Source organism: Streptomyces griseoaurantiacus, assembly GCF_036189845.1.
Classification (GTDB): domain Bacteria; phylum Actinomycetota; class Actinomycetes; order Streptomycetales; family Streptomycetaceae; genus Streptomyces; species Streptomyces griseoaurantiacus.
Map to the genome: position 1 here is coordinate 7,287,906 of NZ_CP108326.1, position 23,664 is coordinate 7,311,569.

The 23,664-nt window shown below is 73.8% G+C and carries 21 protein-coding genes and 1 pseudogene; 14 read left to right on the plus strand and 8 right to left on the minus strand.

What is annotated here, in order from left to right; translation table 11 throughout:
- Nucleotides 1-26 precede the first annotated feature (26 nt).
- Nucleotides 27-605, minus strand: a complete 579-nt coding sequence (locus tag OHB09_RS32010; protein WP_319118490.1) for a TetR/AcrR family transcriptional regulator — start codon at nt 603-605, stop codon at nt 27-29.
- Between the two features lie 135 nt (nt 606-740).
- Between OHB09_RS32010 and OHB09_RS32015 the strand changes: the two genes are divergently transcribed.
- The 5 genes from OHB09_RS32015 (at nt 741) to OHB09_RS32035 (ending at nt 5,051) form a co-directional block, all read left to right on the plus strand.
- Entirely contained in the window at nt 741-1,301 is a 561-nt protein-coding gene (locus tag OHB09_RS32015) for an RNA polymerase sigma factor (protein WP_006140214.1), read from the plus strand.
- Complete coding sequence (locus OHB09_RS32020) at nt 1,298-2,158, plus strand: zf-HC2 domain-containing protein (RefSeq protein WP_093594977.1); 861 nt, start codon at nt 1,298-1,300, stop codon at nt 2,156-2,158. The genes OHB09_RS32015 and OHB09_RS32020 overlap by 4 nt, the downstream gene beginning before the upstream one ends.
- A 135-nt stretch (nt 2,159-2,293) precedes the next feature.
- A complete protein-coding gene (locus OHB09_RS32025; protein ID WP_040895142.1) occupies nt 2,294-3,103 on the plus strand; it encodes an ABC transporter ATP-binding protein in 810 nt (269 codons plus the stop codon).
- Nucleotides 3,100-4,497, plus strand: coding sequence for a hypothetical protein (locus OHB09_RS32030; protein ID WP_328922940.1), 1,398 nt, complete (start codon nt 3,100-3,102; stop codon nt 4,495-4,497). Before OHB09_RS32025 ends, OHB09_RS32030 begins: the two co-directional genes overlap by 4 nt.
- Entirely contained in the window at nt 4,494-5,051 is a 558-nt protein-coding gene (locus OHB09_RS32035) for a hypothetical protein (RefSeq protein WP_191891287.1), read from the plus strand. Before OHB09_RS32030 ends, OHB09_RS32035 begins: the two co-directional genes overlap by 4 nt.
- Nucleotides 5,052-5,136: 85 nt before the next feature.
- On the opposite strand, the gene OHB09_RS32040 is transcribed toward OHB09_RS32035, so the two are convergent.
- Entirely contained in the window at nt 5,137-5,727 is a 591-nt protein-coding gene (locus OHB09_RS32040) for a TetR/AcrR family transcriptional regulator (protein WP_191853741.1), read from the minus strand.
- Nucleotides 5,728-5,873: 146 nt separating this feature from the next.
- Between OHB09_RS32040 and OHB09_RS32045 the strand changes: the two genes are divergently transcribed.
- Nucleotides 5,874-6,923 (plus strand): aldo/keto reductase, encoded by a 1,050-nt coding sequence (locus tag OHB09_RS32045; protein WP_328922941.1) that lies wholly within the window; start codon nt 5,874-5,876, stop codon nt 6,921-6,923.
- A gap of 39 nt (nt 6,924-6,962) precedes the next feature.
- On the opposite strand, the gene OHB09_RS32050 is transcribed toward OHB09_RS32045, so the two are convergent.
- Nucleotides 6,963-8,009 carry an Lrp/AsnC family transcriptional regulator gene (locus tag OHB09_RS32050; protein WP_234525866.1) on the minus strand — a complete coding sequence of 349 codons (1,047 nt, stop codon included), beginning with the start codon at nt 8,007-8,009 and terminating at the stop codon, nt 6,963-6,965.
- 100 nt (nt 8,010-8,109) lie between these two features.
- Here OHB09_RS32050 and OHB09_RS32055 point away from each other — a divergent pair, with 100 nt between their 5' ends.
- Nucleotides 8,110-8,835 carry an SDR family NAD(P)-dependent oxidoreductase gene (locus OHB09_RS32055; RefSeq protein ID WP_093594998.1) on the plus strand — a complete coding sequence of 242 codons (726 nt, stop codon included), beginning with the start codon at nt 8,110-8,112 and terminating at the stop codon, nt 8,833-8,835.
- A 76-nt stretch (nt 8,836-8,911) separates the two neighbouring features.
- Here the strand turns inward: OHB09_RS32055 and OHB09_RS32060 are convergent, their stop codons facing one another.
- The gene (locus OHB09_RS32060; protein WP_328922942.1) at nt 8,912-10,888 is read right to left on the minus strand and encodes an SMI1/KNR4 family protein; all 1,977 of its coding nucleotides are present in this window, start codon (nt 10,886-10,888) and stop codon (nt 8,912-8,914) included.
- 77 nt (nt 10,889-10,965) lie between these two features.
- Nucleotides 10,966-11,355 carry a VOC family protein gene (locus OHB09_RS32065; protein WP_234525871.1) on the minus strand — a complete coding sequence of 130 codons (390 nt, stop codon included), beginning with the start codon at nt 11,353-11,355 and terminating at the stop codon, nt 10,966-10,968.
- Nucleotides 11,356-11,515: 160 nt separating this feature from the next.
- On the opposite strand from OHB09_RS32065, the pseudogene OHB09_RS32070 reads away from it, so the two are divergent.
- A pseudogene (locus tag OHB09_RS32070) lies at nt 11,516-12,397 on the plus strand (LysR family transcriptional regulator); the annotation flags it as partial.
- A gap of 60 nt (nt 12,398-12,457) precedes the next feature.
- Nucleotides 12,458-13,120, plus strand: a complete 663-nt coding sequence (locus OHB09_RS32075; RefSeq protein WP_328923079.1) for a maltokinase N-terminal cap-like domain-containing protein — start codon at nt 12,458-12,460, stop codon at nt 13,118-13,120.
- A gap of 9 nt (nt 13,121-13,129) precedes the next feature.
- Here OHB09_RS32075 and OHB09_RS32080 read toward each other — a convergent pair whose 3' ends face one another.
- The 3 genes from OHB09_RS32080 to OHB09_RS32090 are packed head-to-tail and all read right to left on the minus strand — an operon-like array spanning nt 13,130 to nt 16,751.
- Complete coding sequence (locus tag OHB09_RS32080; protein WP_191853747.1) at nt 13,130-13,930, minus strand: copper homeostasis protein CutC; 801 nt, start codon at nt 13,928-13,930, stop codon at nt 13,130-13,132.
- Entirely contained in the window at nt 13,927-15,519 is a 1,593-nt protein-coding gene (locus tag OHB09_RS32085) for a M81 family metallopeptidase (RefSeq protein WP_328922943.1), read from the minus strand. The genes OHB09_RS32080 and OHB09_RS32085 overlap by 4 nt, the downstream gene beginning before the upstream one ends.
- A gap of 32 nt (nt 15,520-15,551) precedes the next feature.
- On the minus strand, nt 15,552-16,751 hold the full coding sequence (locus tag OHB09_RS32090) for an ROK family protein (RefSeq protein WP_006140228.1): 1,200 nt from the start codon (nt 16,749-16,751) through the stop codon (nt 15,552-15,554).
- 404 nt (nt 16,752-17,155) lie between these two features.
- Between OHB09_RS32090 and OHB09_RS32095 the strand changes: the two genes are divergently transcribed.
- The 5 genes from OHB09_RS32095 to OHB09_RS32115 all read left to right on the plus strand — a co-directional run bounded on the left by OHB09_RS32095 (nt 17,156) and on the right by OHB09_RS32115 (nt 23,631).
- Nucleotides 17,156-18,973, plus strand: coding sequence for a peptide ABC transporter substrate-binding protein (locus tag OHB09_RS32095; protein ID WP_006140229.1), 1,818 nt, complete (start codon nt 17,156-17,158; stop codon nt 18,971-18,973).
- 71 nt (nt 18,974-19,044) lie between these two features.
- Nucleotides 19,045-20,004, plus strand: a complete 960-nt coding sequence (locus OHB09_RS32100; protein ID WP_328922944.1) for an ABC transporter permease — start codon at nt 19,045-19,047, stop codon at nt 20,002-20,004.
- The gene (locus OHB09_RS32105; RefSeq protein ID WP_191891295.1) at nt 20,001-20,903 is read left to right on the plus strand and encodes an ABC transporter permease; all 903 of its coding nucleotides are present in this window, start codon (nt 20,001-20,003) and stop codon (nt 20,901-20,903) included. The genes OHB09_RS32100 and OHB09_RS32105 overlap by 4 nt, the downstream gene beginning before the upstream one ends.
- Entirely contained in the window at nt 20,900-22,669 is a 1,770-nt protein-coding gene (locus tag OHB09_RS32110) for a dipeptide ABC transporter ATP-binding protein (protein WP_191853751.1), read from the plus strand. Before OHB09_RS32105 ends, OHB09_RS32110 begins: the two co-directional genes overlap by 4 nt.
- Entirely contained in the window at nt 22,666-23,631 is a 966-nt protein-coding gene (locus tag OHB09_RS32115; RefSeq protein WP_309486419.1) for an ROK family protein, read from the plus strand. The genes OHB09_RS32110 and OHB09_RS32115 overlap by 4 nt, the downstream gene beginning before the upstream one ends.
- Nucleotides 23,632-23,664: the final 33 nt, after the last annotated feature.

Consider the following 23,664-nt stretch of genomic DNA (forward strand, 5'->3'; position numbering starts at 1 on the left):
GTCGACCGCCTGACACCGTGTGAGGGTCAAGGCACGCGTACACCGTCGATCGCGATGTCCAGGAGGCGGCGCGCCTGTTCCTCGTCGCCCCGGTGCTCGGTGGCCAGCGAGATGGCGCCGACGAGGGCCAGCAGGTCGTCCACGCGGAGGCCGTCGCGGGCCGCACCCGACCGCTGTGCCCGGCGCAGCAGTTCACCCGCCGCGGAGGTGATCATCACGGTGCAGCCCTCGTCCTGCCGCACCCGTGCGGGCTCCCGCTCCTCGTGCGCGAGCGAGGCGGCCAGGCCCCGGCAGGTGGCCGCGTAGGCGTTGAAGTCCCGCAGCCAGGAGAACAGCGCGGTGCCGGGCTCGCTGTCCCGCGCGTACTGCCGCGCCTTGGCGCAGAGCGCCTCGACACGGTCGCGGAAGACGGCCTCCAGCAGGGAGCGCCGGGAGGGGAAGTGCCGGTGCAGGGTGGCCGAGCCGACGCCGGCCCGGCGGGCGATCTCCTCCAGCGAGGCGCCGGCCCCGTGGACGGCGAAGGCCTGCTGGGCGGCGTCGAGAATGCGCTGGTGGTTGCGCCGGGCATCGGCGCGCAGGGGCCGTCGCACTGCGGTGTCGGGCACGGTCGCTTCCTGTGGTCGACGGGGGATCCACCTCTGCCCGTAGCCTAGCCGACCGCGCACGCCGCCCCGCCGCCCACTGTGACCGGCGTCACTCCGAAAGGAAAACCTCGCGTCCGTGCCCCGCGTCTAGAGGGTGTGAGAGCAGGGAGAAGGGCACCGCGCGAGCTGGACGAGGAGCACCTCGTCAAGCGCGTGGCCCGCGGCGACCGGGCCGCGTTCGAGGAGCTGTACCGGCGTACCGCGCCGTCGCTGGCCGTACGGCTGCGCCGGCGGTGCGCCGACGAGCAGATCGTCGCCGAGGTCATGCAGGAGACGTACCTCGCCGTGTGGCGCGCGGCGGGCGCGTTCGCGGGGAGCGCGGCCGGGGGCACCGCCGTCGGCTGGCTGTGGACGATCGCGGCGCGCCGCCTGGTCGACGCGTTCCGGCGCCGCGCCCACCACGCCGAACCCCCGCCCGCGGCCGCCCCGCACGCGGTGGCGCCCGCGGCCGAGGAGGAGGCGCTCGCGGCGACCGTCGGCGGGGACGTCGGCGACGCGCTGCGGGGCCTCGCGCCGGAACTCCGGCAGGTGCTGCAGGCCATGGTCCTCGACGGCATGACCGTCCGGGAGACGGCCGTCCTGCTCGGACTCCCCGAGGGAACCGTCAAGACCCGCGCCCGCCGGGCCCGGCTCGAGATGCGGAGGGCACTGACATGAGCGGCACGGGAAGAAGAGGTCGGGGCGGGGGCGGCCCGCACGGGGCACACGCGTCGTCGCCGTTCCTCGCGGCCTACGCGCGCGGCGCTGCGGACGGCCTCGCCGAGGACGAGGTGTGGGCCCTGGAGGCGCATCTGGAGGAGTGCCGGGACTGCCGTGACCGGTTGTCGGCCGAGGTGACCGCCGGCGCCCCGGACGTCACGGCACTCGTCGCCACCGTGTGGTCCGGCCTCGAGGAGCGGCTCGCCGGCACCCCCGTGATGCCCCACCGCAGGCGCCCCTCCGCACGGCTGTCGCGGTGGACGACCCCCGTCATGGCGCCCTGGCTCGCCATGACGGCCGGCGTCACCCTGCTCGCGCTGCTCCTGGACCTGCTGGGCACCGGTACCGGGGAGACACCGTTCGTCCTGCTGCTGGCGCCCGTCCTGCCCGTGCTCGGCGTCGCCGCCTCCTGGTCGCGCGGCCTTGACCCCGCGTACGAACTGACCGCCTCCGCACCGAGGGCGGGACTGTACCTGGTGCTGCGGCGTACCACGGCCGTGCTCGCCGTGGTCCTGCCCGCCCTGCTCGTCTGCGGGTGGGTGACGGGAGTGACGGCCTGGCAGTGGCTGCTGCCCTGCCTGGCCTTCACGTCCTCGGCCCTGGCACTCGGCGGCGTCGTCGGCGTCACCCGCGCCGCCGTGTCACTGGTGGCGGTGTGGGCGGCCGTGATCGCGGCCCCCACCGCGGCGGCGGGCCGGACGACCGCCGTCCTGCGGGAGGGCGCCCTGCCCGTGTGGGCCCTGGTCCTCGCCCTCGCCACCGGCGTCGTGCTCGCCCGCAGGGGCGCGTACGCCGTCCTGGGCGCCCACCGGTGACGCACGCCCCCCGGTGAACCGGTTCCCCGGAGTCACCGGTGAACCGGCGACTCCGGGGACCCCGCTGACGAAGAAGACGAAGAAGACGAAACAGACGAAGCAGATGAAGCAGATGACGACAAGAAGGGACCCCGCATGACGCCCGCAGTGAGCGCGGCCGACCTCGCGCCGACGGCGTACGCCTGGCAGATCAGGGCCACCGGCCTGAAGGTCAGGGCCGGCCGGAAACGCATGGCGGTCGACGGCCTCGACCTCTCTCTCGGCACCGGAGTGCACGGCCTGCTCGGCCCCAACGGGGCCGGCAAGACCACCCTCATCCGAGCCCTGGCCACCGTGCTGCGCCCCGCCGGGGGCACCCTGGAACTGCTCGGCGAGCCCGTGGGCGGCGGAGGCGAGTACCGTGCGCTGCGCCGCCGGATCGGCTACCTGCCGCAGGAGTTCGGCTACTACAAGCGCTTCACCGTGCGCGAGTTCGTCGAGTACATGGCGTGGCTGAAGGAGGTACCCAAGCGGGACATCCCGGCGGCCGTGCAGCGCGCCGTCGAGCGCGTGGGTCTCGCCGACCGCGCCGACACACGGATGAAGACCCTGTCCGGCGGCATGGTGCGCCGGGTCGGCATCGCCCAAGCACTCGTCAACGACCCGGCGGTCCTGCTGCTCGACGAGCCGACGGTCGGTCTGGACCCCGCGCAGCGGCTGCGCTTCCGCGAACTGCTGCAGGAACTGGGCACCGACACCTGCGTCGTCGTCTCCACCCACCTGGTGGAGGACGTGGGCGCCGCCTGCACCCATGTGGTGCTCCTCGCCGAGGGCCGGCTGGTCTTCCGGGGCACCCCGAAGGAACTGGCCGCGGCGGGCGGCCCCGAGCACGTGGGCGACAGCCCGCTCGAACGCGGCTACTCGGCGCTGCTGCAGGGCCCCGGCCGGGACGGGGGAGCGTGGTGAACGTCCCCGTCCTGCGCACCGAGCTGCGGCGCTCCACCGCCCCCTGGGCCGGAGCGGTCGTCCTCACGGGCGCGCTCGCCTTCCTGTATCTGATCGACGGTTCCTGGCGGCACGGCGGCACGGCGTGGACCGCCCAGTGGACCTCCCTCGCCCTGTGGCTCCGCGGCCTGCTGTTCTACCTGTGGCCGATCACCGTGGGCCTCGGCGCGCTGCAAGGGCTGCGCGACCACCGCTCCCGGATGCCCGAACTGCTCAGCAGCATCCCGAGGCCCGCCTGGCAGCGCGCGGCGGCGCCGGCCGGTGCGAGTGCGCTCGCACTGACCTGCGCCTTCGCGCTCCTCGTCCTCGTGGGCGGGGTGCAGGTGGTCGCCCACACCGACTACACGCACCTCGGATGGCTGCCGATCTCGCTGGTGGGGGCGCTGTCCCTGGTCGCGGGGGCCGTGCTCGGCATGGGCGTGGGACGGGCGCTGCCCTCCGTGCTCACGCCGCCCGTGCTGGGCATGGCGGCCTTCGCGTTGACCGTCCTGATGAACGCCTCTCCGGGCCGCACGGAGACCACCGGGCCGGACGGTTTCCCCACCTCCGAGCCCAACCGAGTCTCCCTGCTGTCGCCGGCGGTGGAGGAGGTGCGCAATGCCTTCGTCACGCTCTCCGGCTCGGTGCATCTCGGGCAGACGCTCTGGCTGTTGGGCCTGACCGCGACCGGCTTCGCCCTGCTGATCGCGGCCGCCCCGCGCACCCGCCTCCTCGCGGTGACCCCCGCCCTGGCGGGGGCCGTCCTCGCCCTCCTCGTCCTCCCCGCCGACCCGCAGCGCATGTACGTGGCCGACGAGGGAGCGGTCGCCCCGGTGTGCGACGGCCCGGTCTGTGTGGCCCGGCTGCACCGGGAGCGGCTCGCCGAGGTAGCCGGCCCCGGCAAGGAGGCCCTGCGCCTGCTGCACCGCGCCCTGGGAGAGGACGCGCCCGCGGCCGTGCGGGAGAACACCTCCGTCCAGCTCTCGGGCACCACCCCGCCCCGGTCCCGGAAGACGGTGCTGTTCGGTTTCGACGAGGACCTCTTCAGCGGGACGAAGGGGAAGGACCTGACCCGGGCCCTCGTCGCCCAGGGCATGGCGCCCGAGTGCACCCCCGTGGGCTGGAGCGGCTTCGGTGGGGACCAGTTCGCGCAGGCGGCCGCGCTGGACTGGGTGCTCGGCCGCCCCGTGACGTTCCCCGGCACCGGCTCCGAGGGCCTGCGCCACGATATCGACGCCGAGGCCCGCCCGGTGTGGAGGAAGCTCCGGGCACTGCCCCGGGACGAGCAGCTCTCCCGGATCGAGGCCATGCGCGCCGCCGCGTTCTCCTGCGAGGGCGATCCCTTCGACGCGCTCAAGGGGGGTGCCGGCCGGTGAGGTGGCTGACGCTGTACGCACGCTCGCGCCAGGTGCCCGCCTCGCTCGCCGTGCTCCTGGTGAGCGCGCTCGCCGCCCTCGCCGGGGGTGCCGAGGACCCGAAGCCGCTCCTGCTCGTCCTCGCCACGGGGGCGATGGCGGCCTCCGCCGGACTCGGCGGCCAGGACCTCGCGCTGGACCGGACGGCCGCGCTGCGCTGGGTGCCCCGCAGGGGCGCCCATGTCCTCCTCGCCGGCGCGGTCGTCGGTGTGCTGCCGCCGGCCCTGCGCCTCCTGGCCGGCGCCCCGGCCACGGCCGCGTTCGCCGTCCGGGACGCCGCGGGCCTGATGGGACTGGCCGCGCTGGGCGCCGCGCTCTGGGGCGGGCAGTACGCCTGGACCCTGCCGTTCACCTGGCTCGCGTTCACCCTCTTCGCCCCGCCCGCGACCGGCACCCCGACCCGGATCGCCTCGTGGATGCTGATGCCCACGGGCACCGTGGCGGCCACCTGGACGGCCGCGGCCCTCACAGTGGCGGGCACCACGGCCTACGCGCTCGCCGGCCCGCGCCGGTGACCCGGGGCCCGCGACGGTGACCCGGGAACCGGGCCGGGGACCGGGCGCGGTCCTCCGGACCCGGTGCCGGGGACCGCACCGGGGGCTACCGGCCGTCGCGTGGGCGGTGCGCGCGGACGAGACCGTCCATCAGCAGGTCGAGCAGGCGCTCGGCCTGCGCGCGCTGTTCGGGGGTGCCGGTGACGAGGGTGGCGCCCGCCAGGGCCATGAGGATGTCGGAGGAGGGCACGTCCTCCCGGAGGACCTCCTGGGCGATGCCCGCCCGGCGGAACTCCTCGATCGCGCCCGTCAACTGTTCACGGGTCAGCGAGCCCAGCTCCGCGTCCTCCCGCAGGAGGGTCCTGAGGGTCTCGGCCATGCCGTGCTTGGTGACGAGGTAGTCCAGCACCTGCGACATCCAGGTCCGCAGGGCCCGGTCGGCGGGCAGCCCGGCGAGCAGGTCACGGGCCCCGGCGGCCAGCCGGGCCGTCTCGTAGCGGTAGGTCGCGTCGACGAGCTGCTCACGGGTGGGAAAGCGCCGGTACAGCGTGCCGATCCCGACCCCGGCGTCCTTGGCGATCCCCTTGAGGGTCGCGGCGGCACCGTCCCGGGCGAAGGCGGCCGCGGCGGCGGCGAGCAGCTTGTCCTCGTTGGCCCGCGCGTCGGCCCGTACGGGCCGGGCGGATGGCTCGGGCATGCGGGGTCTCTCCCCTCCTGCTTGATAAGCGGAGTCGACTCCGCTTACTGTGGCGGTCTACAAGCGGAGTCGGCTCCGCTTGGGTGGACGATAGCAGCGGCCACCGGCCGCCCCGTACCACCGCAGCCACCAGGAAGGTGCACGACATGCAGTACCGCACGCTGGGAAGCACCGGCGTCCAGGTCAGCTCGCTGTGTCTGGGCGCGATGATGTTCGGGACCTGGGGGAACGCCGACCACGAGGACGTGGCCGACATCGTCCGCACGGCGCTCGACGCGGGCGTCAACATCATCGACACCGCCGACGTGTACTCGGGCGGCGAGTCGGAGGTCCTCGTCGGCAGGGCGATCGCCGGACGCCGCGACGAGGTCGTCCTCGCCACCAAGGTGTCCAGCCCCATGGGCCCCGGCCGCAACGAGCGCGGAGCCTCCCGGCGCTGGATCGTCCGGGCCTGCGAGGCGAGCCTGCGCCGCCTGGGCACCGACCACATCGACCTCTACCAGGTGCACCGGCCCGACCCCACGACCGACCTCGACGAGACCCTGGGCGCCCTGACCGACCTCGTCCGCGCCGGCAAGATCCGCTACGCCGGCTCCTCGACCTTCACGCCCTCGGCGATCGTCCGGGCGCAGTGGACCGCCGAACGCAGGCAGCGCGAGCGCTTCGTCTGCGAGCAGCCGCCGTACTCCCTCCTGGCCCGTGGCATCGAGGCCGACGTCCTACCCGCCTGCGAGGCCCACCGGATGGGCGTGCTCGCGTGGAGCCCGCTCGCCGGGGGCTGGCTGTCCGGCCGCTGGCACCGCGACGCGGCCGAGCTCTCCAGCCACCGCACCCGCACCATGCCCTTCCGCACCACGCTCTCCCACTACGACCTCGGCATACCGGCCAACCGGGCCAAGCTCGACGCGGCCACCGAACTCGCCGGCATCGCCGCCGAGGCCGGCCTGACACTGATCCAGCTCGCCCTCGGCTTCGTCACCACCCACCCCGCGGTGACCGCCGCGATCATCGGCCCGCGCACCGCCGCTCATCTGCGGGACCAGCTCGCCGCCGCCGACGTCGTCCTCGACGCCGAGGTGCTCGACCGGATCGACCGCGTCGTCGCCCCGGGCACCGACCTCAACCCCGAGGACACCGGGTACGGCGCCGAGATCCTGGCCGACCCGCGACGCCGCCGCCGCGCCGCCACGCGGTGACCGGGGCCGGCCGCACCGCCCGGCCCGCCGCGCCCCAGGTCACCCGCCGGGGCGCGCGGGTCCGGCCAGGCGGTCGCCGGACAGCAGCGTGCCGGCCTGCTTGAGGTGCCGCAGCACGGGAGAGACCTCCATGCTCTGCAGACCGGCGAGGGAGCCGACGCGGTCCGAGGTGAACTCGAAGAGGTCGTCGAGATCCCGGCAGTGCGCCACGGCGTGGACGTTGTACGGACCGGAGACGGCCGCCGCGAAGGCGATCTCCGGTTCCCGGGCCAGGGTGCGCCCGACCTCCTTGACCGCCGAGGGATGCACCCGCAGCCACAGGTTCGCCCGTGCGCGGTACCCGAGGGCGGCCGCCGCGATCTCGACGTCGATGTGGACGGCCCGGCGCTCCAGCAGGGTGCGCAGGCGGCGCGAGACCCGGCCCGGGGAGGAGTCCGCGGCCGCCGCGAGGTCCACCAGACTGGCCCGGCCGTCCATCGCGAGCGTCTCGCAGATCCGCTCGTCCTCGGCGGTCAGCACCACCGGCTCGCGGGAGACGACGGGGACCTCGGCGAACGGGGGCCCTTCACTCCCGAGCGCGGCCTCCTGCTCGGGGGAGAGCACCCCGTGCAGGGCCGCCCAGTAGTGACCGCGACCCCCGAGGAACTGCCGCAGCATCGCGTAGGCGTTGATGTCGAGCACCGCGGCCGTACGCGGCAGCCGCCGCCCGAGCAGTTCCTCGCGCTGCTCCCGGCTCCGTGACTGGATCGCGCAGGTGATCTCGTAACCGGCCGCGCTCAGTGCCACCCAGTTGACGTCCTCGCGCCGGGCCAGGGCCTCCGCGATCGCCCCGACGCCACCGGGGCGGCACCGCAGCCGCACCAGCCACCTGCTCTGCCCCAGCGCCCCCGGGTTGACGACCCCCGCGACCCGCAGGACCCCCTCGGCACACAGCCGACGGTACCGGCGGTTGACCGCGCTCTCGGTCAGCCCGAGCACACCGGCGATCGAGGCGAAGGAAGCACGCGGGGCGATCTGCAAGGCCCGGATGATCCGCACGTCCTCGGGCCGCACGATGAAGGATTCCGATGCAGAGGTACGCGACACGGCGGGAATCCTACAGAGCGGCCCTCCTGACTCGTGCCGTCCGCGTGGCCGCGCACAAACTGGCCGCACACCACCGGCCGCCGAACGAACAGGACACCCGATGCCGTCCACCACCGAGCACCCGCAGAGCCCGCGCACTCGCACCGCACTCGTCGTCGGCGCCTCGCGCGGCCTCGGCCACGCGATCGCCGCCGAACTCCTCGACCGGGGATGGAACGTCGTCGGCACGGTCCGTGACACCACCGCCCGCACCCCCCTGCACGACCTCGCCGACCGGTCCGGCGGGCGCGTCACCGTCGAACACCTCGACATCAACGAACCCGCCCACCTGCCACCCCTGCACGCACGCCTCGCCCCGCGCCGCCTCGACCTGCTCCTCGTCAACGCGGGCACCACCAACAACGTGGACACACCGATCGGCGCGGTACCGACGGCCGACTTCGTCGACATCATGGTCACCAACGCCCTCAGTCCGATGCGCGTGATCGAGGCGCTGGAGGACCTCGTGTCCGACACCGGTCTCATCGGGGCGATGTCCTCCGGGCAGGGCAGCATCACGAACAACACCAAGGGCGGCCGCGAGGTCTACCGGGGCAGCAAGGCCGCCCTCAACATGTTCATGCGCGGCTTCGCCGCCCGGCAGTCCGGGACCGGCCGCGCCCTCGTCCTGATGGCGCCGGGCTGGATCCGCACCGCGCTCGGCGGGCCCGACGCGCCGTACACCGTCCAGGAGAGCACCCCCCTGATCGTCGACGTCCTGCTCTCCCGGCTGGGCACGCCCGGCCTGGCATACCTGGACCGGACGGGCGGGACCGTGCCCTGGTGAACGCCGAGGTGTTCGCCCGCGTCCGGCGCCGTCAGCCGCCCTCGGGGCGGGCGCCCTCGGGTCAGCCGCCCTCGGGTCAGCCGCCCACGGGGCGGGCGTCCTCGGGTCCGGCGCTTCCGGCCACCGTGCTGCCGTCCGCCACGAACGCCGAGCCCCATTTGAGGGTCACCACGGAGTACATCTCTCCGTCCCCCGGCGGACGCGTCCACGAGCGGGTGGTGAAGGTGTGCATCCGGCCGTGGGTGAGGGCGTGACGCGGAAGACGGACGCCGAACTCCGCACCTACGGCCTCCAGCAGCGCCCGCTCCGCGCCGGGGTCCTTCTCCGGATCACCGAAGAACCGGCCCGGCCGCAGGGATTCCGGTATCGCTCCGCTCGCACGGATCTGACCGTCCTCGTAGGTGAACGTGTAGTCCTCGATGCCGTCCTGTGCCACCGACAGGTGGAAGAACGGCTTTTCGCGCCACGTTCTCAGCCCGCCCCACACCACCACCGCACGGGTGCCCCCGCTCGCGGCGCCCGCCGGGGAGACCAAGCGCTGCCCGGGGAACGGGGCGGGCTCCCCGTCGAAGGCGAAGCTCCAGCCGGGGCCCGCCCGGCCGACGGCCATGAAGGCCTTGTCCTCGTAGGAGGAGAACTCCCCCTTGTCGTCCCGCGCCCGGTAGGCGTCCCACAGGGTCATGGGCTCCTTCAGTGCGGCGCCCTCCTCGCCGAGGCGCCCTGGCAGATCCTCCGGCCGGACGCCCTCCACCAGGACGAACCGGTAGGACGTGCGCTGGTTGCCCGGGTCCGGCTCCGCGAGCCACGCCAGGCCGCCAGGGTCCGTCCCGTCCGCCGGCGACGGCACCGCACCCCGCTGTCCACCCCTCGGCGTGGACAGCAGTTCCCGCCCGCGCTCCGGGGTGAGCAGGGGGCCGAGCAGCGGGTCGGCCACCCACGCCAGCGGCGCCAGGTGGTCCGGTCCCAGCGGCTCCCACAGCGGCAGGGCACCGATCAGCGTCCGCCACGCCTCGTCGGTGTCGCCCCAGCGCGCCGACTCCCGCGCCCGCTCGACCGCCTCGCCGAACGGCCCGTCCGGCGCGTACCGGTACGTGCCGTTCCGTACCTGCTCCAGGGTCGCGTAGGCACGTGAGAGCAACTCCTCGTCGCCGCCGCGCAGGTCGTACTCGAGCGTGGAGTCGTCGCGGTACGACTGCGCCGCCAGTTCGCCCACCAGCGGCGGCAGCAGCTCGGGCGCGTACCGCGGGTCCGTCGCCAGGCCGCGGAAGTACACCATGTGCGTGCGCCCCAGCAGGCGGCGGATCTGGTCGCCCAGACCTTCGGCCCGTGGTCTGCCGTACGCCTTCGCCTCGTCGAGGGCCCGCACCGCCTTCTCCCAGTCGCCGCGCAGCGCGTCGAGCCGGGCCTCCTCCACCAGGGCGTCCGTCTCGCGCGTCGTGTCGTTGACGAATTCCGGCTGCCCCTCGTCCGTGGCGGGCACCCGCAACCGGTGGAACTCCCGGTGCATCTCGCGCATGAACTCCCGGAAGTTCGCGTGCCGCGTGGGGGGAGCCGCGTGCCAGCCCGCCCACGTGTACACCGCCCACTCGCCGTCCTCGTCCACGTCCTCGGGGTCCATGAGCACGTAGAGCGCGTCCGACTCGACGTCCAGCTGCAGCCCGCTCCGCCAGATCTCCGCCTCCCGCCGCTCCTCGGGAGTGGCGTCCTTTGGCAGGTACTCCTCGAAGTCCTCGGCGAGTCCGGAGTCGTTGTCGTGCCAGCACGCCTGCTCCGTGCCCGCCAGCAGTGACACGAAGCCGCCCGCATGCCGCCAGCCGTCGCTGACCGCGAGGAACTCCCGGTACGACGGAGGCATCCGGCGGCCGAGACGCCTCTCCATGGCGGCGATCCGCTCCTCGGACGCGGCCGGGAAACCGAGCCACCGCGCCCGTCGGGCGGCGGACTCCTCGTCGGTCTCCCCGGCCTCCCCGGTCTCCCCGTGCGGGGAGTCCGCCCACTCCCCGCTCCACCTGAGCAGGAAGCGCCGCCAGTCGAATGCCGTGTTCTGCGTCATGCCCGGATACTGACACCGGCCACTGACAAGACCCGGGCGCGAGCCGGGAACCGGGCCCACCGCGAGCGGCGCCCCGCTCAGGCGTCCTGCGGATACCAGCGCAGCTCCACCGTGTTGCCGTCCGGGTCCCGGACGTAGAGGGACTGGGCGGTGCCCCGGGCGCCGAAGCGTTCGCCGGGGCCGTCCAGGACGGTGAAGACCCCGGAGTCGACGACCTCCTGCCAGTCCAGGGGCTCGACGACCAGGCAGAGGTGGTCGACATTGGACCCCTCGGGCCGGCCGGCGGGGGCCTCGACGAGATCGATGATCGTGTCCGGGGCGACCCGCACGGAGGGGAACGGCGCCCGGCCGGCCCGCCACTCCTCCACCCGGACGGGGGCGAGCCCCAGCGAACCCGTGTAGAAGGCGAGCGCGCGCTCGATGTCGGCGACGTTCAGGACGAGGTGGTCGAAGGCGATCACACGCATGGAAGGCTCCCAGGTGAGAGGCGGGGTGCCCGAGGGATGACGGCGGGCCCGCGGTGCGGGAACGACGCGGGCGCGCCGCCCTGTTCAGCATGGCCGCGCGGCCGTCCATCGGTCCAATACATGCTTGTCATCCCTTCCATCGTGATCCACGATCGCTCGCATGGACCTCCAGCAGATGCGCTACGTCCTCGCGGTCGCGGAGACCGGGGGCTTCACCCGGGCCGCCGAGCGGTGCCACGTCGTGCAGTCCGCGCTCAGCCACCAAGTGGCCCGGCTGGAGCGGGAACTGGGCGCCCGGCTGTTCGACCGGACCAGCCGCCGGGTGCGGCTGACCGCCGCGGGCGAGGCGTTCCTGCCCGCCGCCCGGCAGGCCCTGGAGGCGGCCGGGCGGGCCCGCGCGGAGGTGGCGGCGGTCACCGGAGAGATACGCGGCACGCTGACCCTCGGCTCGATCCCGACCGTCGCGGCCGTCGACCTCCCGGCGGTGCTGCGGGAGTACCGCCTGCGCCATCCGCACGTGCGGATCCGCCTGCGGACGGGTTCCAGCGAGCGGATGGTCGAGCAGGTGCGCGAGGGCACCCTCGACGCGGCCTTCCTCGGCGTCCCGCCCGGCTTCCCCGCGCACGGTGTCCACAGCCGCGAACTGTGCCGGGGCCGGCACGTCGCCGTGGTCGCCCCGGAGCATCCGCTGGCCGGGGAGGACGAGGTGGACCTGCGGCGCCTGGCCGAGGAGGTCTTCGTCGACTTCGCCGAGGGCAGCGCCGCCCGTGCCCAGTCCGACCGGGCCTTCGCGGCGGCCGGCCTGCGGCGCGAGGTCGCCTTCGAGGTGTCCGGCGTCGAGCTGATGGTCCGCATGGTCCGGTACGGCCTCGGCGTCGCTCTGCTGCCCGAGGCGTTCACCGCCGAACTGCACGGGGTGCGCCGGGTGGCGCTCATCGACGGCCCGGTCCGCGTCGAACGCCTCGTCCACAGCCGCTTCCCGCCCTCACCCGCGGCGGCCGCCTTCCTCGCCCTGCTGGGCACCCCCGACCACCGGGAGACCCCTCCCGCACCGGTCGCGGCCCACCGCGCCCGGCCGTCCGACCGAAAGGCACCCCTGGACATGTCCGTCATCCACCGCACCACCCTCACCCCCGGCAAGCTGGAGCTGCTCACCGCCTGGCTGCCCTCCCGCCCGTGGTACCGGGGCGGCGCGGGCGGGCCCGAACTGGCCAGGGCGGGCGGCTTCCGGCTGGACGACCCCGAGGGCGAGGTGGGGATCGAGTTCATGGCGGTGACCGACACCGCCGGGCCGCACCCGGTCACCTACCTGGTACCGCTCACCTACCGCGGCGCGCCCCTGGACGGGGCGGAGCACGCGCTCCTCACCACGGCGGAACACGGGGTGCTCGGGCGGCGCTGGATCTACGACGGCTGCCAGGACCCGCTGCTCGTGGCCGAGTTGACGGCCCTGTTCGAGGGGAGGACGCGGGCACAGCACCAGTCCGTCAGCGACACCCCGGACCCGGACGTCCACGTCACCCGCACCGGTGACGGGCCCCTTCCCGCGGACTTCACGGTCACCGGCGACGAAGGGGAGGAGACCGTGCTGACCACCTCGCACGGCACGCAGCTGCGGGTGCGCCGGGTACTGCGGCCCGCCCCGGCCGGGCCCGCCGGGCAGGGCCAGGACGAGGCGGGTCGCGTCGCCGGGATCTGGCGGACGCCGGACGGCGGCACCGTGCGCGGGGACTTCGTCGTGCTGCGCGAAGGCCCCCGGGCCTGACCTCGTCCGTCAGCGGGCCCGGCTGGCGAGCGGGCCCGGCGCCGCGTCCACCGCGCGCCGGGCCGCCGCCACGAGGGCCGGGTCGGTGACGAAGTGGGTGTCCTCGTCGGGGGAGGTTCCCGCGGCGCCAAGTGGTGTCCAGGTGCCCGCGCGGCGCGGCTCGGCCCGGGTCTTGGCCGAGAGGTGGACGGCCGCGACACCCGCGCCGAGCAGCGCCGGGATGTCGCCGAGGCGCACACCACCGCCCGCCATGACCTCGAGACCGGGGGCCGCGGCGGCCATCTCGGCCAGCGTCGCCAGGCCCGCCGCCGCGGTGGCCGCGCCGCCGGAACTCAGGACGCGGGTGATGCCGAGGGGGCGGAGCAGCGCGGCGGTGGCGACCGGATCGGCGGACTGGTCGACCGCGCGGTGCAGGGTGACCTCCACGTCCCGTCCCCGGTCGCGCCCCGCCTCGTGGGCGGCCTCCGCGAGCCGGGCCACCGCGTCGCGGTCCAGGACACCCTCGGCGGTGAGGGCCCCCACGACCACCCCGGCCGCACCGGAGGCGAGGACGGAGCGGACCTCGGCGGCCATGAGGGCGATCTCCTCGGCCTCGTACACGAAGTCGCCGGGACGGCACCGCACCAGGGCCTGCACCGGCGGTCCGACGGCGGCCGCCGCCTCCACCGAGGCCGCCGAGGGGGTGAGGCCGCCCAGTTCGAGTGCCCCGCACAGCTCGACCCGGTCGGCACCGTGCGCGAGGGCGGCCCGCGCGCCGGCCGGGGAGGTGACGGCTATCTCCAGCGCGGCACCCGCGTTCCGGCCGGTCACTCGTCCTCCCCGGTCAGCGGCAGATCGGAGGCGGGGAGGACGCGCGCCCTCAGGTCCGGGTCGGCCATGTCGAGGTCGAAGGGGAACAGGGGGCGCCGCACCCGGTGGTGGCCGAGCCGCAGCAGGTCCTGGTCGACGCCGCCCGGGGTGAGCGCCATCTTCCAGCCCACCGCCATGTCGAACAGCTCCGGCTCCAGATAACCGATCTTCACGACGACGATGTCGGCGGAGCGGGGGTCGAGGTCCAGATCGGTGAAGTCGTGCTCGTGGTGGTACGGCTTGCGCAGCCGGGTGAGGATCGCGTACACGCTGCCCACCCGGATCACGACCTCCGTCCCGGCGTCCCGGTCGCCGTGCCGGATCGCGTGCACCACGCCGGTGAGGGTGACGGGCCCGGCGTGCCGGTCGTCCACCTCCGCGCCGGCGGTGACGGTCACCGTGGCGCCCACCCCCGCGGCGACCGCGGTGTCCACGGCGGCGGGGCCCGGCACCGAGGCGTACAGGACGGTCGGACCGTCCTCCTCGCGGAACTCCGGCCGTTCCAGCAGCCGGGTCAGGCCCCAGGTGACGTCGCCCGCGCCGCCCGCGGTGGGGTTGTCGCCGGTGTCGCTGACGAAGTACGGCCGGTCGGGCGAGACGAGGGCCTCGTCGAGGATGTCGTCGAAGGTGCCGGTCGGGGCGACGAAGGCGAAGTCGTGACGGGCCTTCCAGAAGCCGCGCGCGAGGCGTTCGGCGCCCGCCGCCACCGCCTCCCGGTCGGTTCCGGTGACGACCACGGCCGCGCGGTTGCGGGGCTCGTCGGCCCAGGCGTAGCCGACCCATATGGCCGCGTCGATGACGCCGTCCGCCGCCTCGACCTCCTCGACCGCCGCGTACACGCTCCGCGCGGGCTCGATCCGGGTCGAGGTCTGTTCCCCGGCCAGCAGCACCGGCACCGGCACCCAGGCCTTCACCGGGCGGGGGCCGCCGGAGGCGAGCAGGTCGACCAGGTTGCGCACGGCGCGCTCCTTGGTCTCCATGTGGTCCTCGTGCGGGGCCATCCGGTAACACGTGATCAGGTCGCTGCGGTGGGCGAGCTCGCGCGAGACGTTGCCGTGCAGGTCCATCGAGGTGGAGACCAGCACGTCGGGTCCCACGGTGGCGCGGATGCGCTCCAGCAGGACGGCCTCGGCGTCGTCCACGCCCTCGACGGTCATCGCGCCGTGGATGTCGTACCAGAGGCCGTCGAGCGGGGGGAGCGCGGCGAGGCGCTCGACGAGCTCGTCGGTGAGCGCGGTCCAGGCGGCGGCGGTGACCGTGCCGCCGGGCAGCGACTTGCCCACCAGCGCCCCGTGCCAGTCGGCCGCCTCACGCAGTTCCTCGCCGGGGGCGAGGAAGGGGTAGCGGTCGAACACCTCGGCGCCGCGCGCGGGATGGAAGGCGGCGGCCCCGGTGCGGGCCGGGGAGAAGGTGGACGACTCGATGCCGAGTCCGGCGACGGCGAGGACCGGACGGGCGGCGGGGCGGTTGGGGGAGACGGGGTCGGGACGGGTGGGGGAGACGGGGTCGGGACGGGTGGGGGAGACGGGGTCGGCGGGGGACTGCGGCATGGTTCTCCGTACGGGGTGCGGACGCGGAGGCGTCAGGGAGTGCGGGGTGCGTGAGGGTCCGGCCGTCCGGCACCGGACCCGCCGGCGCCGAGGCCGCGCAGGGCGTCGGCCATCGCGCGCTGCAGCGCGAACTGCCCGGCGCCGACGACACCGGCGTCGGCGCCGAGGCGGGCGCGTTCGATGGTGAGGTGCTCGGTGACCAGGGGGTGACAGCTCTCGTAGAGCCGGCTGCGGACGGCGGCGACGAAGGGTTCCAGGGTGGAGAGGATGCCGCCGAGGTAGACGGCGTCCGGGTTGAAGAAGTTCACGTTGGCGGCGAGGACCTGCCCGAGATGCTCCCCGGCTCGGCGCACCGCCCGGCTCGCCTCGGGATCGGCGTCGGCGGCGAGCCGCACCACGTCCTCGGGGCTGGCCACGTCGGCGCCGCGCTCGCGCAGGATGCGCACCAGCGCGGCCCCCGAGGCCACCGTCTCCAGACAGCCGGTCTTGCCGCAGGAGCAGGGGATGTCGGCGGCGCCGTCGATGCGGATGTGGGTGATGTCGCCCGCGGCGCCGTTGGCGCCCCGGTAGAGATGGCCGTCCACGATGACGCCGGCCCCGATCGCCGAGCCGATCTTCACCATGATCGACTGCCGGTGCTCGGCGGGCCGCACGGTGTGCTCACCCATCGCCATGCAGTTGGCGTCGTTGTCCACGGCGGTGGCGACGGCGAAGCGCTCGCGCAGCCAGTCGGCGACGGGGAAGCGGTTCCAGCCCGGCATCCGGGAGGGCAGGACGACGGCCCCGCGGTCCACGTCGACGGGCCCCGGCAGGGAGAGCCCGACGCCGACCAGCCGGTCGCGCCCCTGTTCCTCCGCCAGCGCCTGAAGTGTGTCCGCGAGCCGCGGCAGTGCCTCCTCGGGGCCGTCGTCGATGACGAAGGGAACGGTGGTGACCCGCTCCAGGCGCCCGCCGGGCAGCACCGCGCCGATCCGCGCGTGCCGGCCACCGAGGTCGGCGGCGACGGCGAACTGGTCGGTCCCGCCCAGCCGCAGCACCTTGCGCGGACGCCCGCCGGTGGACGAGTGGGTGCCCTCCTCCGCGATCAGCCCGCGCTCCACCAACTGCCCCACGGTGAGGGAGATCGTCGAGGGGGCCGCGCCGAGCAGGGCGGCGAGTTCCGCGCGTGAGGAGGCCTGGCCCGAGGCCACGAGTTCCAGGACCCGGGCGGCGAGCGGGGAGGTTCCTCTCACGGACGCCCCCCTTCCGGGGTTCTCCCTCCCGGCATTCCCCTTCTCGGACTTCCCCTTCACGGGCCGGCGGTTCCGCGCACTTATTTCAGTCATGTACGAAGTAACTTCCGCAGCGGTGGTGGTGACGAAGACAGTACGCCCGCGCGACGCGGACGGGAACCGTCTCCCGGACGGCAAAACGAGAGCCGAAAGAGGCTTCAAACAGGGCAAATGCGGCGATCTCGCGAGCTGACGAGAGCTCATGCGGCTTGCTGCGAGTCCGCAGTAACTTAATTTTTACCGATCCTTGTTTGTTCGGCAGACGTGTGGGACGTTGACTGTCGTGCAGGCAGCGCCGGTTCCCGCGGCGCCCGCCCCGGCACTCGCCGGGGTCTCTCACGGGTCCTTCCACTTCGAGGAGAGTCATGTTCCCTGCTCGCACGGCTTCCGGCCGCCGCTGGGCCCTGGTCGCGGGTGCCGCCGTCCTCTCCGGTGCACTGCTGACCGGCTGTTCCGGGGGCGGCGACTCGTCCTCCGGCGGACACTCGTCGGACAGCATCAACTACGCGCTCCCGGCCAACTTCACGCCGAACTGGATCCTCCCGATCGGCACGGCCGCGCACCTCAACACGAACAACGCCTCCATATCCCAGGCCCTGTGGGAGCCGCTCATCGCCTACGACGGCTCCACCGGCGAGGTCGGCTGGAACAAGGACAACTCCCTGGCCACTGCCGCGGACTTCGCCAAGGACAACAAGAGCGTCACCCTCACGCTCGGCAACCGTCACTGGAGCGACGGCAAGCCGATCACCTCGCGCGACGTGGAGTTCTGGTTCAACCTGGTCAAGGCCAACAAGGCCGACTGGGCAAGCTACAGCCCGGGCAAGGCGCCGGACAACTGGACCTCCTTCAAGACCGTCGACGACACCCACTTCACCCTCACCTTCGACAAGGCGTACAACCGGCAGTGGATGCTCGCCAACGAGCTGAGCATGATCCGCACGATGCCGCAGCACGTCTGGGACAAGACGAGCGACTCCGGCACCGTCTCCGACCAGGACCGCACCGCCGCCGGCGCCAAGAAGGTGTGGACCTACCTCAACAAGGCCGCCAAGAACATCTCCGGCTACGCGAGCGACCCGCTCTGGAAGACGGTCAGCGGCCCGTACACCCTCAAGTCCTTCTCCACCGCCGGCAAGGTCCAGCTCACCGCCAACGCCAAGTACGACGGCGGCGGCAAGGCCCATATCAAAGACGTGAACCTGCTGCCGTTCACCACCACCGACGCCGAGGCCAACGCGCTGCGCGCCGGCACGGTCGACTACGGCTACATCAACGCCACCGACCTCGGCCAGAAGGCGTCCTTCACCTCGCGCGGCTACCGCGTCGAGCCGTGGGCGGGCTGGGCGATCACCTACATGCCCTACAACTTCAACAACCCCTCCATGGGCGCCGTCTTCAAGCAGCTCTACGCCCGCCAGGCGATCCAGAGGTCGGTCGACCAGAAGAGCCTGTCCAAGGTCATCTTCAACGGCACCGCGGTGCCCACCTACGGCCCCATTCCGCAGGGCCAGACCTCCGACTTCGTCTCCCCGGTGCAGAAGAACAACCCCTACCCCTTCGACACCGCCGAGGCCAGGAAGCTCCTGACCTCCCACGGCTGGACCGAGCAGGGCGGCACCATGGTGTGCACCGACGCGGGCAGCGGGGACGACCAGTGCGGCGAGGGCGTCGCCAAGGGCACGAAGTTCCGCATGCAGGTGCTCTCCCAGTCCGGCTCGGCCGTCACCGACAACATGATGAGCGCCCTGCAGTCCTCCTTCGCGAAGACCGGCATCAAGTTCGACATCAAGACCGCCCCGGTCAACTCCGTGCTCTCGCAGTCCGGTCAGTGCAAGCCCGGGGACTCCAACTGCAAGTGGCAGCTCTCCTTCTTCGGCACCGCGGGAAGCTGGTACTTCCCGGCGTACCCCAGCGGCGACTCCCTCTTCCAGACCGGCGGCGGCTCCAACTTCGGCAGCTACTCCAACCCGGCCGTGGACAAGCTGATCTCCCGCACCACCACCTCCGACTCCACCGAGGCGGTACAGGAGTACAGCGCCGCGCTGGCCAAGGACCTGCCGGTGATCTGGCTCCCGGAACCCGACTACCAGGTCTCCGTGGTCAAGAAGGGACTGGGCGGCTTCGCCCAGGACTCCCTCGCCAACTTCCACCCCGCCATGTGGCAGTGGACCGGCAAGTGAGCCCGGCCGCCCGGCGACCGAGCCCGGCCGGTGAGCCCGCGCACCCCTGAGCCGAAGCGACCGGAAGACACATGAGCACACCCTCGTTCCTGATCAGACGCGTCCTCCAGGCCCTCGCGGTCGTCGTCATCGTGACGATCGTCGTCTTCGGCCTCCTGCACGCCCTGCCCGGAGGCCCCGCCCGCGGGATCCTCGGCCCCCAGGCGACCGCCCAGCAGATCGCCCGCTTCAACCACGAGCAGGGGCTCGACAAGCCCCTGCCCGTGCAGTACCTCTACTACCTCAACCAGTTGCTCCACGGTGACCTCGGCACCTCGTACACCCTCAACGCGCCGGTCTCCCGGCTCATCGAGGAACGGCTGCCCAAGACCCTCGTCCTCACCGTCCTGTCGGCCCTCATCGGGCTGCTCCTCGCGATCCCGCTCGGCATGTGGCAGGCCGTGCGCCGCAACCGCCCGGTGGACTACGTCATCACCACGCTGAGCTTCATCGCCTACTCGACGCCCGTCTACTTCCTCGGACTCATCCTCGTCCTGGTGTTCAGCCAGGTACTTCCCTGGTTCCCCTCCCAGGCACCCCAGGGCGACTCCCTCGCCGACGTGTTCTCCGAGCCGCGCGCACTGGTACTGCCGGTGGTCGCCGGCGCCGCCTCCATGGTCGCGGTGTTCAGCCGCTACATGCGCGCCGCCACCCTGGAGAACCTCTCCGAGGACTACGTCAGGACGGCGCGGGCCGGCGGAGCCCGCTCCCGCGCCATCCTCCGCAAGCACGTCTTCCGCAACTCCCTCACCCCCGTGGTCGCCATGCTCGGCTACTACGTGCCGGTCCTCTTCGGCGGCGCCCTCGTGGTGGAGCAGCTCTTCAACTACCCCGGCATGGGGCTGCTGTTCTGGTCCGCCGCGCAGGCCTCCGACTACCCGGTCCTGCTCGGCTGCGTCCTGGTCATCGCCCTGGCCACCGTGGTCGGCACCCTGCTCGCCGACATCGTGCAGCGCGTCATCGACCCCCGAGTGAAGGCAGGCAGGGCATGAGCGCCCTCATCCAGCCGGCCGAGATGCCCGGCACCGACGACACCCCCCGCGAGGCCGCCTCCGGCGTGCGGCTCGCCGTCCGGCGCTTCCTGCGCAACCGGCTCGCCGTCGCCGGGCTGTGCGTCGTCGCCTTCTTCGTCCTCTTCTGCTTCGCCGGTCCCCTGGTGTACTCCACGGACCAGACCCACACCGCGCTCCAGCAGGTCAACCTCTCCCCGCGCGGGGACCACTGGCTCGGCACCGACGCCGTCGGCCACGACGAACTGGGCCGGCTCATGTACGGCGGCAAGGTCTCGCTCGTGGTCGGCCTCGCCGCGGGCGTCCTCGCCACCGTCATCGGCACCCTGTGGGGCGCCACCGCCGGATACGCGGGCGGATGGATCGACGCGGTGATGATGCGCGTCGTGGACGCCGGCATCGCCATCCCCGCCCTGTTCATCCTGCTCGTGGTCTCCGCCATCACCACACCGGGCCTGGCCGGGATGATCCTCATCCTCGGCCTGGTGTCCTGGCTCGTGCCCTCCCGGCTCATCCGGGCCGAGACCCTCAGCCTGAAGAACCGCGACTACGTCCTCACCCTGCGCGCCATCGGCGGCACCCACGCCCGCGCCATCCTGCGGCACATCCTGCCCAACTCCGTCTCCACCCTCGTCGTCGCCACCACCTTCCAGATCGCCGACGCCATCCTCCTCGTCGCCTACGTCTCCTACCTCGGCCTCGGCGTCCAGCCACCGGCCACCGACTGGGGCGGGATGCTCTCGGCCGGGCTCAACGCCGCCTACTCCGGCTACTGGTGGCTCATCCTGCCGCCGGGCCTGGCCATCATCCTGGTGGTGTGGGCGTTCAACGCGATCGGGGACGGGCTCCGCGACGCATTCGACGTGAGGGGACGAGGATGACCGCCCACCGCAAGGACACCGCGAGGCCGGCCGAGCCGATACTCGCACTCGACGACCTGGGCGTCGTCTTCACCACCGAGTCCGCGCAGGTTCCCGCCGTGCGGGGAGTGTCCCTGGAGGTACGGCCCGGCGAGACCCTCGCCCTGGTCGGCGAGTCCGGCTCGGGCAAGTCCACCGTCGCGCTCGCCGCGATGGGACTGCTGCCGGGCAACGCCCGCGTCACCGGCCGGGCCGCCGTCGCCGGCACCGACATCGTCGGCGCGGACGAGGCGGGGCTCGCCCGGCTGCGCGGCCGCACCGTCTCCATGGTGTTCCAGGAACCGGCCACCGCCCTCGACCCGCTCACCCGCATCGGGAAACAGATCACCGAGGTGATCCGCAACCACCACGACGTCTCCGCCCGGGAGGCCGCCGCGCGCGCCGTCGACCTGCTGCGGCGGGTCGGCATACCCGAGCCCGAACGGCGCGCCGCCGCCTACCCCTTCCAGCTCTCCGGCGGCCAGCGTCAGCGCGTCGTCATCGCCATGGCCATCGCCAACGACCCCGCCCTGCTCATCGCCGACGAACCCACCACCGCGCTCGACGTCACCGTGCAGGCGGAGATCCTCGACCTGCTCCGCCGGCTCGCCGCCGAGACCGGCACCGGCGTCCTCCTCGTCACCCACAACATGGGCGTCGTGGCCGACTTCGCCGACCGGGTCGCCGTCATGTACCAGGGCCGCCTCGTGGAGAGCGGCACCGTCGAGGACGTCCTGCTCCGCCCCACCCACGACTACACCCGAAGGCTCCTGGCCGCCGTACCGCGCCTGGAGGTCGCGCTCCCGGACGACGGAGCCGCCGCGAACGCGCTCACGAAGCCCGTCCCGGGAACGCGGACCACTGAGCCGCCCCGCGAGAAGGGGCGGACCCCGGCGGCACAGGAGGGTACGCCCGTGCTGGCGCTCGACGACGTGTCCGTCGTCTTCGGACGGGGCCGGCGGGCCGTGCGCGCGCTGGACGGGGTGTCCTTCCTCGTCCGGCCCGGCGAGACCCTGGGCCTGGTCGGCGAGTCCGGCTCCGGCAAGTCGACCGCCGCCCGGGTGGCCCTCGGGCTGATCACCCCGAACGCCGGCACCGTCTCCCTGTTCGGCACCGACCTCGCGCACAGCCGGGCCCGCGCCCGGCGCAGGCTGCGGGCCGGGATCGGCGTGGTGCTGCAGGACCCGGTCGCCTCGCTCGACGCGCGGATGACCGTCGGCGAGTGCGTGGCCGAACCCTTGCGCGTGCACCGCCGCGAACTGTCCGCGCGGGACCGGCGGGGCCTCGTCGAGGACGTCCTCGAACGGGTCCGGCTGCCCCGCGCACTCGCCCGCCGCGCCCCGGGCGAACTGTCCGGAGGACAGCGCCAGCGGGTCAGCCTGGCCCGCGCCCTGGTGCTCGAACCCCGGCTGCTGGTCGCCGACGAGCCCACCAGCGCGCTCGACGTGAGCGTGCAGGAGTCCGTCCTCGAGGTCATCACCGAACTCCAGGACGAACTCGGCTTCGCCTGCCTGTTCGTCTCCCACGACCTCGCCGTGGTCCAGCACTTCGCCCGCCGGGTCGCCGTCCTGCGCGGCGGACGGATCGAGGAGCAGGGCCCCACCGGCGAGACCCTGCTCCACCCGGAGACCGACTACACCCGGCGGCTGCTGGCCGCCGCCCCGGTCCCCGACCCGGTGGTCCAGCGGGCCCGCAGAACCGAACGGCTGGCCGCGCTCGCGGCCGGACGTACGGAGGGCGGGGCGTGAGCGAGCGCACCCTGTACGCCGGTGTGGACATCGGCGGCACCACGACCCAGGCCGTCCTCTGCGACGACACCCTCACGGTCCTGGACCGGGCCGAGACCGGCACCCCCGCCACGCTCGGCGGCCGGGCGATGATCGACGCCGCGCTCGGCGCGCTGGCACCCCTGCTGGTGAGCACTCCCGGCCGGCTGGCCGGCGTGGGCGTCGGCGCCGCCGGGCTGGTGGACCCCGTCGAGGGCCGCATCCTGGTGGCCAGCGACTCCTTCCACGGCTGGGCGGGCTTCCCGGTCACCGCCGCGGTGGCGGACGCCCTCGGCGTTCCGGCCCACCTCGACAACGACGTGAACGCCTTCCTGCGCGGCGAGGTGTCCTCCGGCGCGGTCCGGGACGCCCCCGACGTCCTCGGCATCACGCTCGGCACGGGCGTCGGCGGCGCCCTGTGGACCGGTGGACGGCTCTTCGCCGGACCGCACGGCGCCGCCGGCGAGATCGGGCACATCCCCGGCTTCGGCGACCTGCCCTGCACCTGCGGGGGCCGCGGCCACCTGGAGACCCTGGCGTCCGGCCGCTCTCTCGCCGCCCGGTACGCCGACCGCACCGGCCGTACGCGCACGGCGCACGAGGTCGCGGAGGCGGCCGACCGGGGCGACGAGGACGCCCGCGCGGTCTTCCGCGCGGCCGGTGCCGGGCTCGGCCGGGCGATCGTCATGGCCGCCGGTCTCCTGGACCTCACCACGGTGGTGATCGGCGGCGGCGTCAGCCGGGCCTGGCACCTGCTGGAACCGGCGATACGGGAGCACCTCGCCGAGGAGCCCCCCGTCAGCGGTCACCCGATCCACCTGGTGAGAGCCGGGCTCGGCGCCGACGCCGTACCGGTGGGCGCCGCCGCCCGCGCCCGGGCGGAGACGGCCCCGACGACCGGCGAGCACGGGGGAACACGGCCCTACCGGGCCGGCGCCCGGTAGGAAGGGCGACCGGCCCCGGAATCCGCGCACCCG

Coding starts and splice junctions, on each gene's coding strand:
- OHB09_RS32105 (WP_191891295.1), top strand. CDS start 20,001: ATGAGCGCCCTCATCCAGCCGGCCGAGATGCCCGGCACCGACGACACC.
- OHB09_RS32055 (WP_093594998.1), top strand. CDS start 8,110: ATGCCGTCCACCACCGAGCACCCGCAGAGCCCGCGCACTCGCACCGCA.
- OHB09_RS32085 (WP_328922943.1), bottom strand. CDS start 15,519: ATGCCGCAGTCCCCCGCCGACCCCGTCTCCCCCACCCGTCCCGACCCC.
- OHB09_RS32065 (WP_234525871.1), bottom strand. CDS start 11,355: ATGCGTGTGATCGCCTTCGACCACCTCGTCCTGAACGTCGCCGACATC.
- OHB09_RS32110 (WP_191853751.1), top strand. CDS start 20,900: ATGACCGCCCACCGCAAGGACACCGCGAGGCCGGCCGAGCCGATACTC.
- OHB09_RS32020 (WP_093594977.1), top strand. CDS start 1,298: ATGAGCGGCACGGGAAGAAGAGGTCGGGGCGGGGGCGGCCCGCACGGG.
- OHB09_RS32045 (WP_328922941.1), top strand. CDS start 5,874: ATGCAGTACCGCACGCTGGGAAGCACCGGCGTCCAGGTCAGCTCGCTG.
- OHB09_RS32025 (WP_040895142.1), top strand. CDS start 2,294: ATGACGCCCGCAGTGAGCGCGGCCGACCTCGCGCCGACGGCGTACGCC.
- OHB09_RS32100 (WP_328922944.1), top strand. CDS start 19,045: ATGAGCACACCCTCGTTCCTGATCAGACGCGTCCTCCAGGCCCTCGCG.
- OHB09_RS32075 (WP_328923079.1), top strand. CDS start 12,458: ATGTCCGTCATCCACCGCACCACCCTCACCCCCGGCAAGCTGGAGCTG.
- OHB09_RS32095 (WP_006140229.1), top strand. CDS start 17,156: ATGTTCCCTGCTCGCACGGCTTCCGGCCGCCGCTGGGCCCTGGTCGCG.
- OHB09_RS32060 (WP_328922942.1), bottom strand. CDS start 10,888: ATGACGCAGAACACGGCATTCGACTGGCGGCGCTTCCTGCTCAGGTGG.
- OHB09_RS32040 (WP_191853741.1), bottom strand. CDS start 5,727: ATGCCCGAGCCATCCGCCCGGCCCGTACGGGCCGACGCGCGGGCCAAC.